At 65.0% G+C, this 17,619-nt stretch carries 11 protein-coding genes; 6 read left to right on the top strand and 5 right to left on the bottom strand.

The annotated features are described in order from the left end of the window. The first annotated feature begins 11 nt into the window (after window positions 1-11). Window positions 12-4,418, top strand: a complete 4,407-nt coding sequence (locus tag C8K18_RS08235) for a translocation/assembly module TamB domain-containing protein (RefSeq protein WP_107707197.1) — start codon at window positions 12-14, stop codon at window positions 4,416-4,418. A gap of 95 nt (window positions 4,419-4,513) precedes the next feature. Here the strand turns inward: C8K18_RS08235 and metG are convergent, their stop codons facing one another. Further along, window positions 4,514-6,661, bottom strand: a complete 2,148-nt coding sequence (gene metG, locus C8K18_RS08230) for a methionine--tRNA ligase (protein ID WP_107707196.1) — start codon at window positions 6,659-6,661, stop codon at window positions 4,514-4,516. 400 nt (window positions 6,662-7,061) lie between these two features. After that, window positions 7,062-7,715 carry an OmpA family protein gene (locus C8K18_RS08225; protein ID WP_029971135.1) on the bottom strand — a complete coding sequence of 218 codons (654 nt, stop codon included), beginning with the start codon at window positions 7,713-7,715 and terminating at the stop codon, window positions 7,062-7,064. A gap of 381 nt (window positions 7,716-8,096) precedes the next feature. Between C8K18_RS08225 and apbC the strand changes: the two genes are divergently transcribed. The 5 genes from apbC to C8K18_RS08200 all read left to right on the top strand — a co-directional run bounded on the left by apbC (window position 8,097) and on the right by C8K18_RS08200 (window position 13,803). After that, a complete protein-coding gene (gene apbC / locus C8K18_RS08220) occupies window positions 8,097-9,185 on the top strand; it encodes an iron-sulfur cluster carrier protein ApbC (RefSeq protein ID WP_053857684.1) in 1,089 nt (362 codons plus the stop codon). A 120-nt stretch (window positions 9,186-9,305) separates the two neighbouring features. Then, the gene (locus C8K18_RS08215) at window positions 9,306-9,839 is read left to right on the top strand and encodes a superoxide dismutase family protein (protein ID WP_006048518.1); all 534 of its coding nucleotides are present in this window, start codon (window positions 9,306-9,308) and stop codon (window positions 9,837-9,839) included. A gap of 305 nt (window positions 9,840-10,144) precedes the next feature. Further along, entirely contained in the window at window positions 10,145-10,714 is a 570-nt protein-coding gene (gene dcd, locus C8K18_RS08210; RefSeq protein ID WP_006048517.1) for a dCTP deaminase, read from the top strand. An 87-nt stretch (window positions 10,715-10,801) separates the two neighbouring features. Then, window positions 10,802-13,087 (top strand): arginine/lysine/ornithine decarboxylase, encoded by a 2,286-nt coding sequence (locus tag C8K18_RS08205; RefSeq protein ID WP_006048516.1) that lies wholly within the window; start codon window positions 10,802-10,804, stop codon window positions 13,085-13,087. Between the two features lie 2 nt (window positions 13,088-13,089). Then, window positions 13,090-13,803: a lysozyme inhibitor LprI family protein gene (locus C8K18_RS08200; protein ID WP_107707358.1), complete on the top strand. Its 714-nt coding sequence runs from the start codon at window positions 13,090-13,092 to the stop codon at window positions 13,801-13,803. A 41-nt stretch (window positions 13,804-13,844) separates the two neighbouring features. Here the strand turns inward: C8K18_RS08200 and C8K18_RS08195 are convergent, their stop codons facing one another. The 3 genes from C8K18_RS08195 to pgl form a co-directional block, all read right to left on the bottom strand. Then, window positions 13,845-14,771 (bottom strand): bestrophin family protein, encoded by a 927-nt coding sequence (locus C8K18_RS08195; RefSeq protein ID WP_029971138.1) that lies wholly within the window; start codon window positions 14,769-14,771, stop codon window positions 13,845-13,847. Between the two features lie 152 nt (window positions 14,772-14,923). Continuing rightward, entirely contained in the window at window positions 14,924-16,840 is a 1,917-nt protein-coding gene (locus C8K18_RS08190; RefSeq protein WP_006048513.1) for a bifunctional transcriptional regulator/glucokinase, read from the bottom strand. Next, window positions 16,818-17,570, bottom strand: coding sequence for a 6-phosphogluconolactonase (gene pgl, locus C8K18_RS08185; RefSeq protein ID WP_006048512.1), 753 nt, complete (start codon window positions 17,568-17,570; stop codon window positions 16,818-16,820). The genes C8K18_RS08190 and pgl overlap by 23 nt, the downstream gene beginning before the upstream one ends. Window positions 17,571-17,619 lie beyond the last annotated feature (49 nt).

The following is a 17,619-nucleotide window of genomic DNA, read 5'->3' as shown; positions in this document are numbered from 1 at the left end:
CCGAACCGCGCATGACCACGGACGTTTCCGCCCAACCTCCCGCGCCGCCGCCCGGCAACGAGCCGGCCGGCGCCGCCGGACAACCCGGCGCGCCGCAGCCGCCTCGGAAGCGCCGCGGCGCTGGCCGTCTACTGCTGAAGACGCTCGGCTGGACCGTCGCGGTGCTGGTGTTGCTGCTCGTTCTGGCGCTGGGTCTCGTGTACGGCGCGCTCACCACCGAGCGCGGCACCGCGTACGCGTGGCAGGCGGCGGTCCGGCTGCTGGGCGGCAAGCTGAGCGGCACGCTCGAAGGCGGCGCGCTGGCCAACGGCGTGCGGCTGCGCGCAGTGCGCTGGCGAGCGCTGGACGGCAGCGGCACCGACATTCAGATCGACCGCGTGTCGGGCCGCTGGGGGCTGACGCGCGAACCGTGGCGCTTCACGATCGACTATCTGCATGTCGGCACCATCGACGCGCGCATCGGCGCATCGTCGCCGAGCAGCAATGAACCGCTGAAGCTGCCGCAGGACCTGCGCTTGCCGATGCAGCTCGAGATCCGCGATGTGCAAGTGGACAGCCTGCTGCTGCGCCGGGGCACGTCGACGAGCGAGTTTTCGCACTTCGCTTTTCATGGCCGCAGCGACGGACGTCATCACGAGGCCGCGGTCGAGCGCCTGGATACGCCGTTCGGCGGGGTGACGGCGTCGGCGAGACTGGACGGCGTCAAACCGTTTCCGCTGACGGGCGATGTCGGTTACTCGGGCAAGGTCAACGACGAGGCGGTGCAGGTGGGCGGGCATCTGAGCGGGTCGCTGGAGAATGTGCTCGCCGAACTCGACGCAAGCGGGATGAAGCTCGCCGGGCACGCGCAAATCGAAGCCACGCCGTTCGCCGAGGTGCCGCTCAAGCGCGCGACGCTGACGTTCGATCACGTCAATCCGCAGGCGTTCGCGCCGGGCGCGCCGCTCGCCGATCTGGCCGTGAGGGCGGAGTTGCAGCCGGTGGGGGCGGAGGCGGGCGCGAGCGGCGCAAACGGCGCGAGCAGTGTGAACGGCGCGACCAGCGGCAAGGGCGCGACAAGCGGAAAGGCCGGCGACAGCGCGAACAGCGCAACCAGCGCAAACAGCGCAAACAGCGGAGCGGGCCGTGACGGCGCTGTGCATGCCCCAGGCTCCCCCCATCGCCCAAGCGCCAGCAAAACGCCGAGCCCGTTCGCCGTCGCGGGCCATATCTCGATCGTCAACGCGCGTCCCGGCGCGATCGATCAGAACCTGCTGCCGCTCATCGACGCCAACGCCGACGTGCGCCTCGACGCCGACGCGCAGCGCATCTCGAACCTCGCCGTCCGGCTCGTGAAGAACGCGACGCTCACAGGCGGCGGCGCGCTCACCGGCAAGCGCGGGCAGTTCGACCTGCAGGTCGCCGGCCTCGACCTCAACGCACTCCAGGCGACCGTGCGGCCGACGCAGCTTTCCGGGCCCATCGCCATCCGTCTGAATGACGACATTCAGAGCGTGACGCTCGATCTCGCCGACCCGAAAGCGGCGTTGCGGGCGCAAGGCAAGCTCACGATGGACCCGGCGCGGCTCAGCTTCAACGACGTGCGCATCACGTCGGGCAAGGGCCGCATCGAACTGTCCGGCGCGCTCAAGCACGACGCCAATTCCAGCTACAACCTGAAAGCGCAACTGACCGACTTCGACCCGTTGACGCTGACCTCGCAGATGCCGTCGCGCACGCCGGTCGCCGCGTCCTCTGGACCGCAGCGCGCAGCCAAAGGCAAGCGGGCCGCTGAAGCTTCCAGCGAAGCTGCCGCACAAGCCGGCAGCACGGCTGGCGCAAAAAGCGCGGCTCCGGCCGACAAGGCGGCTGCCGCCGTGAAGAACACCGGCAAGGCCGTCGTCAAAAGTGAGGTCATGCAGCGCAAGACGTCCGCGCCGAAACGGGCCGCGCCGCCCGCGCGCAAGATCGAGGCGAAGGTCAACGGCACCTTGTCCGCGACCGGCGTCCTGGCTCCGGGCTTCACCACCAAGGCCGAATTCAAACTGGGCCCGAGCGTCTACGACGGCCTGCCGCTGACGGGCGGCGGCACGATCCAACTGGCCGGCTCGCGAATCCTGCCGAGCCGCGCGAACCTGTCGGTGGCGGGCAATCAGGTGGACTTGCAAGGCAGCTTCGGCGCGCGCGGCGACCGCTTGCGTTTTCATATCGACGCGCCCGCGCTCGAGCGCCTCGGCTTCGGCCTCGCCGGAATGATTGCCGCCGACGGCGATCTCACCGGCTCGTTCGACCATCCGAACGTCGTGCTGAACTACAAGGCCGACAGCGTCGTGTTGAGCAGCAACCGCATCGGCCACGCGGAAGGCCACGCCGAAGTGCGCGACGGCGCGAACGGCGCGCTCGTCTTCACGACGGATGCGCGCAACGTGAGCGCCGGCGGCGTCGATCTCGCCACGCTCACCGCGCGCCTGACCGGCACGCGCGCCAATCATTCGCTCGAAGCAGCCGCGACCGGCAAGCTGCAGGATCGGCCGCTCGATCTGACGCTCGCGGCCAACGGCAAGCTCACCGAAGCACGCGACGGCACGCGCTGGGACGGCACCGTGACGCGTCTGCAAAACCGCGGCACGCCCGCGTTGAATCTCGAGTCGCCGCTTGCCGTGAGCGCCGGGCCGCGCCACCTCACGCTCGGCGCGACGCGGCTCACGCTCGAAGGCGCGGTGCTGAGCCTGAAGTCGTTCGCGTTCGATCACGGCCGCGCGCAATCGGCGGGCACGCTGACCGGCATTTCGCTCGCGCGTCTGCAGGACTTGCGGCGCGAGATCACCGGCGCGCCGCCGGCGGTGAGGACCGATCTGATCTTCGACGGCGACTGGGACTTCGCGCTCGGCAGCACCGCAAGCGGCCATATCCAACTGAAGCGCCGCAGCGGCGACGTCACGGTTGAAATCGGCCGCGGGCTGGCATCGCTCGGCATTACCGATATGGCCGCGCGCGCCGAGTTCAGCGGCGGCAATCGTCTGAATGCCACGCTGCACGCGCAGGCGAGCCGCATCGGCGTGATCGACGCGGATGCGCACACCACGCTCGTCGCGCGCGACGGCTTCTTGACCGTCGACGAAGAGAGCGCGCTCAGCGGCAATGTGAGCGCCAATGTGCCGTCGCTGAAAACCACCGGCGGGCTGTTCGGCCCGAGTTATCTGCTCGACGGCCATCTCGCGCTGAAGCTCGCGCTCGGCGGCACGGTGGCCAAGCCCAATCTGACCGGCTCGCTGCTCGGCGACGAGTTGTCGGCCACGCTCGTCGATCAGGGTGTGCAGTTGAAGGACGGCATTGTGCGGATCGCGCTGTCGCACAATCTCGTGGACTTCCAGCAGGTCGAGTTCCACGGCGCGAGCGGCACCCTGCGGGCCACGGGCCGGGTGCGCCTCGACGGCGCGGAGCCGGATCTGACGGCGAGCATCGTCGCCGACAAACTGGAGTTGTTTGCCGCGCCGGACCGCAATCTGTCGCTGACGGGCAGCGCGACCGTCGCGAACGCGGGTGCGCAGGGCGGCATGGCGATCAACGGCAAGTTTGTCGTCGATCACGCGCTGTTCGACATGCCGGAGCAGTCGGCGCCCAAACTCGGCGACGACGTGGTCGTGGTGCGCCCGGACGGCACCGTGGCCGGCGAGCGGCCGCGGCCGGTGCCCGGCAGCAACAAGCCGATCGGGCCGTTCGCGCCGCGCGCGAACATCGACATCAGTCTCGGCAACAGCTTCCGTTTTCGCGGACAAGGCGCGGATCTTGGTTTGACCGGCACCATCACCGCGATGAGCGCGCCGAATCTGCCGCTGCGCGCGGTCGGCAACGTCCGCGTGACGCCGGGCTCAACCTATACCGCGTTCGGCCGCAAGCTCAACATCGAAAACGGCTTCTTCACGTTCAACGGACCGGTGGCGAATCCGGGCCTCAACATTCTGGCCATGCGCCGCAATCAGCAGGTCGAGGCGGGCGTGCAGGTGACGGGCACAGTTCAGTTCCCGGTCGCGAAGCTCGTGTCCGAGCCGAACGTGCCGGACAACGAAAAGCTCTCGTGGCTGCTGTTCGGCCACGGTACGGACCAGGGCAATAACCTCGGCCAGCAGAGCACGATGACGACGGCGCTCGCGTTGCTCGGCAGCGCGAGCGGCAAGCGGATTGCGCAGACCTTCGGGCTCGACGAGTTTTCGATTGGACACAGCGAAGTGGGGCTCACCGATCCGCAGGTGGTGATGGTGTCGAAGGCGATCAACGAATGGCTCGTGATCGGCTATGAGCAGGGCTTGCAGTCGGCGAGCAACGCGATCAAGGCGACGGTCAATCTGACGCGCTACTGGTCGGTCGCGGCTTATGGCGGCACGTTCGACGGACTCACGTTGCTCTACACGCGGCGCTACGACCGGATCAAGTGGTGACTTTTTCGCAGGCGTAAAAAAACGGCACGTCTTTTGAGGACGTGCCGTTTTTGTTTGCCGGGCGAAAGCGTGGTGCGGAAAGCCCGCTGCCGGTTTTACTTCACCCGCATGCCCGGCTTCGCGCCGCTGTGCGGCTCGAGCACGTAGAGGCCCGGTTCGGCTTTCTCGTCCGCCGCCGATGCCGCCAGCACCATGCCTTCAGACAAACCGAACTTCATCTTGCGCGGCGCGAGGTTCGCGACCATCACCGTCAGCTTGCCGATCAACTGCTCCGGCTGATACGCGGACTTGATGCCGGAGAACACGTTGCGCGTTTTCTCTTCGCCGACATCCAGCGTGAGTTGCAGCAGTTTGTCCGAGCCTTCCACCACCTTGCAGTCGACGATCTTCGCGACGCGCAGGTCGATCTTCGCGAAGTCGTCGATCGAGATGATGCCTGGCGTTTCGTCGCTCGCCGCAGACGCAGCAGCGGCTGCTTTGGCAGCCTTCGACTTTGCCTTCGCGTCGGCGGCGGACCCAGCCGTTTCCGGCGTGGCCTGCAGCGAATCGCGATTGGCCGCGATCAGCGCTTCGATCTGCTTCGGATCGACGCGCGTCATCAGATGCTTGTAGGCGTTGATCGGACGCGCGGAACTGAGCGGCACGTTGGCGTCGGCCCACACCAGCGGCTCGATACCGAGAAAGCCTTCGACGGCTTCGGCGAGCTTCGGCAGCACCGGCTTGAGCGCAAGCGACAACAGGCGGAACGCCTCGATGCTCACGCTGCAGGTTTCGTGCAGCGCGACGGCGTTGGCCGGGTCTTTCGCCTGGTCCCACGGCTTGGCGGTATCGACGTAGGCGTTCACCGCGTCGGCCAGTTCCATGGTCTGACGCAGCGCGCGGCTGTACTCGCGCGCCTCGTAGTGCGCGGCAATTTGCGGGACCGCGGCGCGCAGCGAAGCGAGCAGCGGATGCTGCATCGCGCTGTCCTGCACACGGCCGTCGAAGCGCTTGATCAGGAAGCCCGCGGCGCGGCTCGCGATATTCACGTACTTGCCGACCAGATCGCTGTTCACGCGCGCCTGGAAGTCGTCGAGGTTCAGGTCGAGGTCTTCCATCGTGCTGTTCAGCTTGGCGGCGAAGTAGTAGCGCAGCCATTCCGGATTCAGCCCCGTGTCGATCACGCTTTGCGCGGTGATGAAGGTGCCGCGCGACTTTGACATCTTCGCGCCGTCGACGGTCAGAAAGCCGTGCGCGAACACGTTGGTCGGCGTGCGATGGCCCGAAAATTCGAGCATGGCCGGCCAGAACAGCGTGTGGAAATACAGAATGTCTTTGCCGATGAAGTGATACTGCTCGGCCGTCGAACCCTTGCGGACCCACGCGTCGAAGTCGAGCCCGCGCTTTTGCGCGAGATTCTTGAAGCTCGCGTAGTAGCCGACCGGCGCATCGAGCCACACGTAGAAATACTTGCCCGGCGCGCCCGGAATTTCGAAGCCGAAATAGGGTGCGTCGCGCGAGATGTCCCAGTCGGCGAGCTTGGCTTCGCCGGCGTCGCCGAGCCATTCGCGCATCTTGTTGGTCGCTTCGGGTTGCGCAAGGCCGCCCACCCACGCGCGCAGAAAATTCTCGCAGCGCGGGTCGGACAGGCGGAAGAAGTAGTGCGTCGACGTCTTGCGGATCGGCGTGGCGCCCGACACGACCGAATACGGATTGACGAGCTCGGTCGGCTGATAAGTCGAGCCGCAGACTTCGCAACTGTCGCCGTACTGGTCTTTCGCGCCGCATTTCGGGCACTCGCCCTTGATGAAGCGGTCGGGCAGGAACATTTCCTTGACCGGGTCGTACGCCTGTTCGATGTCGCGCGCGTCGATCAGGCCCGCCTCCTTCAGCGCGAGGTAGATGTTCTCGCTCAGGACGCGGGTCTCTTCGGAATCGGTCGAATAGTAGTTGTCGAACGAAATGCCGAAGCTGTCGAAGTCGCGCTTGTGCTCCTGCCACACGCGGTCGATCAGTTGCTTCGGCGTTATGCCTTCTTTTTCCGCGCGCAGCATGACCGGCGTGCCGTGCGTGTCGTCGGCGCCCACGTAGTAGACCTCGTGACCGTGCATTCGCAGCGCGCGGACCCAGATGTCCGTCTGGATATATTCGACCAGATGGCCAATATGGATTTGCCCGTTCGCGTAAGGAAGGGCCGACGTGACGAGAATCTGGCGGCGGCCCGACGGCGCGCCTGCGATGAGATCGGTAGCGGGTGCTGACATAAGGATGGTGGGAGCCTGCGGTGGGACGAAAGGTCGATTCTAGCAGGCGGACGCCCACCGGGCGCGGGCTCGCGCGGAGCCGGATGCGAAGCCGGAGTCATGCCGCGCTGCACCGGGCGATGCGAAAAGCGAGCGCCAAAAAAAACCGGGGCGATTAACCCCGGAGCAACAACGACAAGAGGAGAATGGTGACGCGGCGGCTTCGCCAGCCACGTACCGTAAAGACAGACAGCGGATTTTCGCGAGAGTTCGAAATTTTTTTCGTCCTCGTGCGAGATTTCCCGCGATGCATCTTTTACGGCTGGATCATGGCGCGGCGCACGTCGACGCCAGGCGCGCGGGGCCCACCCTGCGGCCGGCCCTCGCCCGCCCATTTCTCCTGCGCTTTCGCGCGCTGTCCTTATTGCGTCGTGTGCTGAGCCGTGGCGCGCAGATAGATTTCCACGCGACGGTTAGCGGCACGGCCGGCTTCGGTGTTGTTGTCGGCGATCGGCTGGTTCTGGCCCATGCCTTCTGCCGACAGGCGTTGCGGCGCGACGCCGCGTTGCGCCAGATAGCCCGTCACGCTTTGCGCGCGGTTGACCGACAGCGTCTGGTTGTACGCCGGCTGGCCGGTGCTGTCCGTGTGGCCGACCACTTGCGCGATCACTTCAGGATTCTGCTGCAGCGTTTGCGTGAGCTGGTCCAGAACCGGCGCGAACGACGGCTTGATCGCGTAGCTGTTCGTGTCGAACGTGACCGAGCTCGGAATGTTCAGCTTGAGCGAGCCGTCCGGCTGCTCGGTGATCTGCGTGCCGGTGCCCTTGGTGGCGCCCGACAGCTTGTTGTGAATGGATTGCCAGTTGTAGCCGGTAATGCCGCCCACCGCAGCGCCGACGCCGGCGCCGATTGCCGCGCCCTTGCCGCCGCCGAAAATCGCGCCCAGCGCCGCGCCGGTGCCGGCGCCCACGCCCGTGCCGACGGCCGTGTTGGTGCCTTGCTGGCTAGCGCAGCCTGCCAGCAAGGAGCCGGCAACCGCGAAAACAGCCAGGCGAGTCATGATTCTTGCATTCATTTTTAAGTCCTCTTGAGTGAAGCGAATGACGCGCATGAAGCGCGCAGGTAAAGCACTCCGCAGCGTTGCGTCTGGATCAAGCCTGGACGGCGAACGCGGCGGGAGCCAAGCAGACTGCTCATCGAGACGGAACCTGGGCGTCAACCCAGGGCCGCTCTTCAGTCCCGGTCCGACAGTGAAGAAGGGTCTTCCGGCAGCGCACGACGCGAGCCACTACAATAAAGCCTGGCGCGCAGCGATGCGGCCCCACGGCCGTCCGCCTGCCCGAAGGGTGCCCGGCAGGCCCGGTTTTCGCAATGCTGCCTAACAATTTCTTGCAAATTCCGGCGCGTGGACGGGACTTCGATTCCGCCGCGCCGCGAGTGTTCCCTCGGAGTGTCAATGAGTATCGATCGGGCTTTGGTCGACGCTGCGCTCGCAGCCGTCGCTGACCCTAACACCGGCCGGCCGTATGCCGCTGCCAGGAACATCAAAAACGTAACCGTGGAGGGTGACACGGTTAGCGTCGCGGTGGTACTCGGCTATCCGGCCATGCGCCAATTCGACGCGATCCGCAAGCAGTTCGACGACGCGCTCAAGGCCGTGCCGGGCGTGGCCGGGACGCGCGTCGAGGTATCGCAGGAAATTGCCGCGCATACGGTGCAGCGCGGCGTGAAACTCTTGCCGAACGTTAAAAACATCGTGGCGGTGGCGTCGGGCAAGGGCGGTGTCGGCAAGAGCACGACCGCGGTCAACCTGGCGCTCGCGCTGGCAAGCGAAGGCGCGTCGGTGGGCATACTCGACGCGGACATCTACGGGCCGTCGCTGCCGTTGATGCTCGGCATCGAGGGGCGCCCGGAATCGCCGGACGAAAAGACCATGAATCCGATGACGGGTCACGGTCTGCAGGCCAACTCCATCGGCTTCCTGATCGAACAGGACAATCCGATGGTCTGGCGCGGCCCGATGGCCACCTCCGCGCTCGAACAGTTGCTGCGGCAGACCAATTGGCGCGATCTCGACTATCTGATCGTCGACATGCCGCCGGGCACCGGCGACATCCAGTTGACGCTCTCGCAACGCGTGCCCGTGACCGGCGCCGTGATCGTCACGACGCCGCAGGACATCGCGCTGCTCGACGCGCGCAAGGGCCTGAAAATGTTCGAAAAAGTGGGCATTCCGATTCTCGGCATCGTCGAGAACATGGCCATGCATATCTGCTCGAATTGCGGCCACGAAGAACATATCTTCGGCGCCGGAGGCGGCGAGCGCATGGGCAAGGAATACGGCGTCGACGTGCTCGGCAGCCTGCCGCTCGACATTGCGATCCGCGAGCAGACCGACTCCGGCCGGCCGACGGTCGTGGCCGATCCGCAGGGACGCATCGCGGACATCTATCGCACGATTGCGCGGAAGATGGCAGTGCACATCGCGGAACGGGCGCGCGACATGACCTCGAAGTTTCCGAACATCGTGGTCCAGAACACCTGACGCGCCCGAGCGGCGGCGGGCGCAACGCTCTATTTGCGCCTTCTCTCGCGGTATCATGTCGACTTCACAAGTTCGGCTCGGCGGCCGCAGGGGCGGCCACCAGGCCGGCAAGAGGATCGCATGGGAAAACGAATCGACGGGCAGGCGGTGCATGCGTTCATCGTCCTGACTGCCTGCAGTGTGCTGTTATGCGGCTGCAGCGCGTTCCTGAGACCACAGGAAAAGCGCGCCGACGCGCAGTTGCTGCCCACCGTGGGCAATCAGGCGCGCGGCCTCGTGACGTTCATCGAGCGCTCGGACGGCGTGCAGGTGACCTACAACCTCTCGGGCTTGCCGCCCAATAGCGATCACGCGCTGCAAGTCCACGAGCGCGGCGACTGCAATGCGACCGACGGCTCGAGCGCCGGCCAGATATTTTCGCCGGCCGCCGAACGTCTGAAAGCAGGCGCGCGCGTGGAAGGCGATCTCGGCAACATTCATGCGGATGCGAACGGCGTGGCAACCGGCTTCATCGTCGCGCCGGACGTTTCGCTCGACGGTATCCGTTCGGTCCTGCAACGCGCGGTTCTGCTGCATCGCGATCCCACCGATCCTTACGCGTATCCGCAGCATGGCGCCGGTCCGGCGCTCGCGTGCGGCGCGATCCGGCAATGAACGATCGCATGACGGGCCGCGCGCTTGTCGGCAGTTGCCGCGCGCTTGTCCATTCGCGGCGCCTTCGTGGTCCGCATTCGTGGCCCGCATCCGCGGCAGCATCTTCGTGATCGCGTAAAATAAGCGCCTTTCGTCGCGGCGTCCGGCTGGCGTTATCGTCAACAGGACTCGCGGGCGGCTTCGTCCGGCGCGCTAGCAGCCTTCCCGCCGTCACGGCAATGCGCGAAACCGGCCGCGAGGCGCCCGGCGCGCACCGGGCGGTTATCCGTCACACCTCTGTTATTCACGTCGAGCAGCGTTCACCTATGACCATCAAATCCGACAAGTGGATCCGGCGCATGGCCGAGTCGCACAAAATGATCGAGCCGTTCGTGCCCGATCAGGTTCGCGTCTCCGAAGACGGCCGGAAGATTGTCAGCTACGGCACCTCGAGCTACGGCTACGACATTCGCTGCGCCGACGAATTCAAGATCTTCACGAACATCAACTCGACCATTGTCGATCCGAAGAATTTCGACGAGAAATCGTTCGTGGACTTCAAGGGCGACGTCTGCATCATTCCGCCGAATTCGTTCGCGCTCGCGCGCACGGTCGAGTATTTCCGCATTCCGCGCTCGGTGCTGACCGTGTGCCTCGGCAAGTCCACTTACGCGCGCTGCGGGATCATCGTGAACGTGACGCCGTTCGAGCCGGAATGGGAAGGCCACGTCACGCTCGAATTCTCGAATACGACACCTTTGCCTGCGAAAATCTACGCGAACGAAGGCGTCGCCCAAGTGCTGTTTTTCGAAAGCGACGAGATTTGTGAAACGTCGTACGCGGATCGCGGCGGCAAATATCAAGGTCAGCACGGCGTCACGTTGCCGAAGACCTGACGCCGGCAGCGCATCGACCCACCAGGTACACAGGGTGACCGCTGCAATTTATCGAATGCAGCGGTCGTTCTTTTTGGAGAATCGCCCATGAAGTTCCGTTTTCCCGTCGTCATCATCGACGAAGATTTCCGCTCCGAGAACATCTCGGGTTCCGGCATCCGGGCTTTGGCCGAAGCAATCGAGAAAGAAGGCGCGGAAGTGCTCGGGTTGACGAGCTACGGCGATCTGACTTCGTTCGCGCAGCAGTCGAGCCGCGCGTCGTGCTTCATCCTTTCCATCGACGACGACGAGCTGCTGCCGTACGTCGAAAACGTCGTGGTCGAAGGCGAGACGCCGGAACTCGCGGCGGCCATCGTCGCACTGCGCGCGTTCGTGACCGAAGTGCGCCGCCGCAACGCGGACATTCCGATTTTCCTGTACGGCGAGACGCGCACGTCGCGCCATTTGCCGAACGACATCCTGCGCGAACTGCATGGCTTCATCCACATGTTCGAGGACACGCCGGAGTTCGTCGCGCGCCACATCATCCGCGAAGCCAAGGTGTACCTCGATTCGCTCGCGCCGCCGTTCTTCAAGGAACTGGTGCACTACGCGGAAGAAGGCTCGTACTCGTGGCACTGTCCGGGCCATTCGGGCGGCGTCGCGTTTCTGAAGAGCCCGCTTGGGCAGATGTTCCATCAGTTCTTCGGCGAGAACATGCTGCGCGCCGACGTCTGCAATGCGGTCGACGAACTCGGTCAATTGCTAGATCACACGGGCCCCGTTGCGGCTTCCGAGCGCAACGCCGCGCGCATTTTCAGCGCGGATCACGTGTTCTTCGTGACCAACGGCACGTCGACATCGAACAAGATCGTCTGGCACGGCACGGTCGCGCCGGGCGACATCGTGCTGGTGGACCGCAACTGCCACAAGTCGATCCTGCACGCGATCACGATGACCGGCGCGATTCCGGTGTTCCTCACGCCGACGCGCAACAACTTCGGCATCATCGGTCCGATTCCGCGCAGCGAATTCGAGCCGGAAAACATCCGCAAGAAGATCGCGGCGAATCCGTTCGCGCGCGAAGCGCTTGCGAATAATCCGAACCTGAAGCCGCGCATTCTCACCATCACGCAAAGCACGTACGACGGCGTGATCTACAACGTCGAGATGATCAAGGAGATGTTGGGCGAATGGCTCGACACGCTGCATTTCGACGAAGCCTGGCTGCCGCACGCCGAGTTCCACGAGTTCTATCAGGACATGCATGCGATCGGCGCGGGCCGTCCGCGTATCGGCGCGATGATCTACGCGACGCACTCCACGCACAAGCTGCTCGCCGGCATTTCGCAGGCTTCGCAAATCGTCGTGCAGGATTCGAAGAACAGCCGCTTCGACAAGCATCGCTTCAATGAAGCGTATCTGATGCATACGTCGACGAGCCCGCAGTACGCCATCATCGCGTCGTGCGACGTGGCCGCGGCGATGATGGAAGCGCCAGGCGGCACCGCTTTGGTCGAAGAGTCGATTGCCGAGGCGCTCGACTTCCGCCGCGCGATGAGCAAGGTCGACGCCGAATACGGCGACGACTGGTTCTTCAAGGTGTGGGGTCCCGACCAGTTCGCGGAAGAGGGCATCGGCTCGCGCGAGGACTGGATGCTGCGCCCCGACGATTCGTGGCACGGCTTCGGCCCGCTCGCCGAAGGCTTCAACATGCTGGACCCGATCAAGGCGACCATCGTCACGCCGGGTCTCGACATGAACGGCGATTTCGGCGAGACCGGCATTCCGGCCGCGATCGTCACGAAGTATCTGGCCGAGCACGGCATTATCGTCGAGAAGACCGGCTTGTACTCGTTCTTCATCATGTTCACGATCGGCATCACGAAGGGCCGCTGGAACTCGATGGTGACCGAGCTTCAGCAGTTCAAGGACGACTACGACAACAACCAGCCGTTGTGGCGCGTGCTGCCGGACTTCGTCGCGTTGCATCCGACGTATGAGCGTGTCGGTTTGCGCGATTTGTGTCAGCAGATTCACAGCGTCTACCGTGCGAACGACATTGCGCGCCTGACCACCGAGATGTACCTGTCGAGCATGGAACCGGCGATGAAGCCGTCCGACGCATTCGCGAAGCTCGCGCATCGCGAGATCGACCGCGTGCCTATCGACGAACTCGAAGGGCGCGTGACGTCCATTCTGTTGACGCCGTATCCGCCGGGCATTCCGCTGCTGATTCCGGGCGAGCGCTTCAATAAGACCATCGTCAACTATCTGCGCTTCGCGCGCGAATTCAACGAGCGGTTCCCGGGTTTCCACACGGACATCCACGGACTCGTCGGCGAAATGATCAACGGGCGCATCGAATATTTCGTCGATTGCGTGCGCGTCTGACGATGCGATCGACGTTGCTCGCGCGGGCTGTCATCTGTGCGCTGCTGCTTGGCGCCGCGCCGCTCGCGGCGCGCGCCGAAGTCGCGGCCGCCGATCCGATTGACGCGGCCATGCGCACCTGTCTTGCGCGCAGCGATATGTCGTCGACGGCCGGGCAGGTGCAGTGCATGGAGACGGCGCGCATCGGCTGGAAGAGCGCGTTGGATAACGCATGGCAGCAGTTGCAGGGCGAGTCGCCGCAGACGCGCCGCAAGCAGTGGCAGAAGAGTCAGGCGAGCTGGCAGGCCTGGCGCGATGCCGACACGCAACTGCTCGCGGCGGTGTTCGCCACCACGCGCGGCACGATGTATGTGCTTGCCGCCGCCGATATGCAATTGCAGCCGGTGCGCGACCGCGCGCTCGTGCTGCGCAGCGCGGCGGCAGATGCGAGCTCAGGTGGGCAACCTAAGGCCGGTCGTTCGCGGAGCGGCCGTGTGCGCGCCTGTGCCGCCGACGCGCGCTGCGAACACGCGATGTTCGACATGAACCGCTACTACCGTCGTCTGCAAGCGAAAATGCCGGCGCGTTCGCGTTCCACGCTGACGCGCGCACAAAAGGCGTGGACCGCTTATCTGAACGCAAGCACGCCTTTGGTCGACGAGCGGGGCCGCATCGACATCATCGGTGCGCGTGTGGCGACGCTCAAGCGCTTGTCGGAAACGGTCGGCAACGACTAGGCTTCTGCGCGCGCAGACGCCGCCTCATCGAGACGAGAGCTTCAGGTCAACGCGTAGCTGTCGGCTTGCAGATCGGGCAGCGCGACCGCGGGTTCGCCGCGCAGATCGCGCAGCGCGTCTTCAATGGTGAGCGACATGGTGTGCAGCGCGAGGTCGTTGTCGTCGGTGCCGAACGGCTCTTCGATTTGCGACGCGATCGCTTCGTGCGCCATGAACGTGTACGCGACGAACACCGCGAACACCGGCGTAAAAATGCCGATGCTGTCGACGAGTCCGAACGGCAGCGACGCGCAGAAGAAGTAGACCGTGCGGTGAATCATCACCGAGTAGGCAAACGGCAGCGGCGTGGAGGCAATGCGCTCGCATCCGCCGATCACATCCGACAAGCCATTCAGATTCCGGTCGAACGCGAGTACGGCCATCGGATCGATTGAGCCTTTTTGCGCCTGGCGCTGCACCCATTCGCCGAGAACCAGCATCAATGTCGCCGGTTGGTAGCGCGACGCCATCACGCGTTCGAACAGCGCAGGCGGCAGGCGCGCGGCGAGGTCTTCGCGCGGATCGCTTTTGCGAAGCTGATGCCGCAGCGCATGCGGCAACGCGCCCAATGCCGCGCAAAATTCGGCCGCGTCTTCTTTGGGCAACGGCGTCGTTCGCAAGGTCAGCGCCTGACGAATGAGCGAACGCGCGTCGTTCAGCAGTTGACCCCAGAGCTTGCGCGCTTCCCACCAGCGGTCATAACTGGCGTTGTTGCGAAAGCCGAGAAACACCGCGAGAGCGATGCCGACGAGCGAGAACGGCGCAGTCGTGTTGAGGTTCAGCGAGATGGGCAGCAGATGATCGTGCGCCGCGACCGCAACAATCGAGATCGCGAAAATGAGGAAGAGCCGGGGAAGCAACTGCGGAAGCACCGAGCCGCGCCACGCAAGCAGCATGCGGAACCAATGGAGATGCGGACGGATGATCATCGGTGTGCTGTGCCATGAGCGATGGAGTTTCTATTATCGCTTGTTGTGCGAGCCGCGCGATTGAAGCGCAGGCTCGCACGGGCAATGCTTCAGCAGAAAGCATGAAGGCCACGCCGTAGCGTGGCCTTCATGCAAGCCTCAATCTGCAAACGTCAATCGCGCGCCGATGAAGCCGCGCCGTGACTGAGCCAGTCGAGTACGGCGGTTGCGTCGTCGTCCGCGCCTTGACGCGCTTTCGCCACCGTTTCCGCAACGTCCGCGCTCGGCACCGCGCGACGAATCGCCACGCCGACCGCGAGAATATCGATCATCACCAGATGCAGGATGCGCGAGATCATCGAAAGCTGCGACTCGCGAATCTCGATGTGATCGGTTTCGAGCGCGACGGTAGCGCGCTTGGCCAACGGCGTGTTGCTCGACGTGATCGCGATCACTTTCGCGCCGGCCTGCATCGCGACATCGAGCACGCGCAGCAACTCGGGCGCGCGGCCCGACTTCGACACCGCGACGATCACGTCGCCCTTGCCGAGCAACGCAGCGGAAGCCGCCTGCATGTACAGATCGCCGTAAGCAATGGTCGGAATGCCGAAGCGGAAGAACTTGTAGTGCGCGTCCTGCGCGACGATGTTCGAATTGCCGAGGCCATAGAACTCGATACGACGCGCGCCGTTCAACAGATCGATTGCGCGTTCCACCTGCTCGAAGTTCAGATGCTCGCGCAATTGCAGAATCGCCGACACGGTGTTGTCGAGCACCTTCGCGCCGAAGTCGGTCGCGGTATCGCCGAGATGCACCTGGCTATGGCTCACCGGAATCGTGCCGGTCAAACCGGTGGCGAGCTTCAGCTTGAAATCCGACAGTCCCTGGCAGCCGAGCGAACGGCAGAAGCGGATCACGGTCGGCTGACTCACGTCGGCCTTGCGCGCGATGTCGACGATCGGATCGTTGATGATCGAGCGCGGGTGGTTCAACGCGAGATCGGCGACGCGGCGCTCGGCCGGCGTCAACGCGTCGCGCATCTGGCGAATCCGCTCGAATACCGCCGACGAACTGCCGCCCGCGCGATTCGACAACTGCTCGGCGAGAATCGCGGACACGCCGAGAAAGGCCGGATATTCCGCGGTGATCACATACGTCGGCACGTTCTGCAAGTACGCCTCGAAGCGGCCCTTCGCCTCGAAGCGCTTGCGAAACGACGAGCGCGCGAAGAAATCGCCGAGCCGCGGCACCACGCCGCCGCCGATGTAAATGCCGCCGAGCGCGCCCAGCGTCACCGCGATATTGCCCGCGAAGGTGCCGAGAATGCCGCAGAACACATCGGCGGATTCGGCGGCGAGCGGCTCGCCTTCGAGCGCGCGCTTGACGATCTCGCGCGTGTCGACGTTGGCCGCCACGCGCTTCTTGTCGCGGCCCGCGAGCGCACGATAAATCACTTCCATGCCGGGGCCCGCGGCCACGCGCTCGAACGACACATGCGACCACTTCTTGCGCGCATAGTGCAGCACGATGTCCTCGCGCTCGTCGGCGGGCGCGAAGGTCGCGTGGCCGCCTTCGCTGCCGAGCGCGATCCAGCGGTCGTCGGCGGGAATCAGGCCGGACACGCCCATGCCGGTGCCCGGACCGAGCAGGCCGATCACGCTATTCGGGCGGCGCGTGCCGCCGCCGACCTGCACGCGCTGCGCGTCGGTGAGGCCCGGCAAGGCCATCGCCAGCGCGGTGAAGTCGTTCACGACCAGCAGCGTGTCGAAGCCGAGCGCGCGGCGCGTGGCTTCGATCGAGAAGGTCCAGTCGTGATTCGTCATGCTGACCTGATCGCCGTCGACCGGGTTCGCAATCGCAATGGCCGCATGATTCACGCGGCCGATCTTCATGTCCTTCAGATACTTCTTGATGACCTCGGCAACACCGGGATACTCCGCGCACGGATAGACCTGCACCGAGCCGATTTCGCCCGGCCCGGTTTCGAGCGCGAAGCGCGCGTTCGTGCCGCCGATGTCGGCGAGAAGCCTCGGTCCATCGGCGTGCTGGCCCGCGCCCGGAGCAGCCTTAGTTTGCACACCAGTAGACATCGAGTCTCACTCCCTTGTCGTTCGCCAACTGCGAGATGGCATTTTTTTGTAGCGAAGAGGCGGCGGCGTTCAGCACGTCCATCTTGCGCGGTCCTGCGATCAGCAAAAACAGGTGCTTCACTTCCTTCAACGCGGAAAGCGACCAGCTCACGCGCGCATGCGGCGCGCTGCCGGGATGCACGGCGACGAAGCGCTCGCGCGTGGTGATCGCGTGATCCCACTCGGGTGCGTCGGCGAAGATCGACGCGGTGTGGCCGTCTTCGCCCATGCCGAGAATCGCGACGTCGGGCGCATTGGCAAAACGCGCGTCGGCGTTCAGCGCGGCGACGTGCGAATGCAGGTCCTGCGACGTGTCGGCGAGCGGCCAGAAGGTCGCGTTCTGCGCGGCGCTTTGCAGCAGCGTCGCGTGCGCGAGCTGCGCGTTGCTCGCGCTGTCCGTCTCGGGCACCCAGCGGTCGTCGACGAGGGTCACGGCGATGCGCGCCCAGTCGAAACTTTGCGTGGATAACGTCTGCAGGAACGGGCGCGGACTGCTGCCGCCCGAAACGGCGAGCAGCGCCGGGCGGGCCGCAGATGTCGTGGTGGACGTACCGGCCGTGGACGCGCCGGCAATACCGGCGTCCGACGTTGCCGCCTGGGCGGCCAGCGATGCATGTAGCGCGTCGCCGACTGCCTTCGCCAACGCGTCGGATTGCGCGCGTTGATCGTCGAAAGCGTGAAGCTCGATCACTTCTCCTCCGTGCTGCTTTTTTGTTAGCGCGGCGACCAGCCGCCGCGAA

It is taken from the genome of Paraburkholderia sp. GV068 (genome assembly GCF_003058125.1).
GTDB lineage: Bacteria > Pseudomonadota > Gammaproteobacteria > Burkholderiales > Burkholderiaceae > Paraburkholderia > Paraburkholderia graminis.
The sequence above is the reverse complement of the archived record's forward strand: the minus strand, read 5'-3'. Positions and strand labels throughout refer to the sequence as shown.

What these genes read in the sequence shown, in the direction of transcription:
- C8K18_RS08205 (WP_006048516.1), top strand. Translation starts at nt 10,802, where the DNA reads ATGAAGTTCCGTTTTCCCGTCGTCATCATCGACGAAGATTTCCGCTCC.
- C8K18_RS08225 (WP_029971135.1), bottom strand. Translation starts at nt 7,715, where the DNA reads ATGAATGCAAGAATCATGACTCGCCTGGCTGTTTTCGCGGTTGCCGGC.
- C8K18_RS08195 (WP_029971138.1), bottom strand. Translation starts at nt 14,771, where the DNA reads ATGATCATCCGTCCGCATCTCCATTGGTTCCGCATGCTGCTTGCGTGG.
- C8K18_RS08190 (WP_006048513.1), bottom strand. Translation starts at nt 16,840, where the DNA reads ATGTCTACTGGTGTGCAAACTAAGGCTGCTCCGGGCGCGGGCCAGCAC.
- C8K18_RS08200 (WP_107707358.1), top strand. Translation starts at nt 13,090, where the DNA reads ATGCGATCGACGTTGCTCGCGCGGGCTGTCATCTGTGCGCTGCTGCTT.
- C8K18_RS08215 (WP_006048518.1), top strand. Translation starts at nt 9,306, where the DNA reads ATGGGAAAACGAATCGACGGGCAGGCGGTGCATGCGTTCATCGTCCTG.
- apbC (WP_053857684.1), top strand. Translation starts at nt 8,097, where the DNA reads ATGAGTATCGATCGGGCTTTGGTCGACGCTGCGCTCGCAGCCGTCGCT.
- metG (WP_107707196.1), bottom strand. Translation starts at nt 6,661, where the DNA reads ATGTCAGCACCCGCTACCGATCTCATCGCAGGCGCGCCGTCGGGCCGC.
- C8K18_RS08235 (WP_107707197.1), top strand. Translation starts at nt 12, where the DNA reads ATGACCACGGACGTTTCCGCCCAACCTCCCGCGCCGCCGCCCGGCAAC.
- dcd (WP_006048517.1), top strand. Translation starts at nt 10,145, where the DNA reads ATGACCATCAAATCCGACAAGTGGATCCGGCGCATGGCCGAGTCGCAC.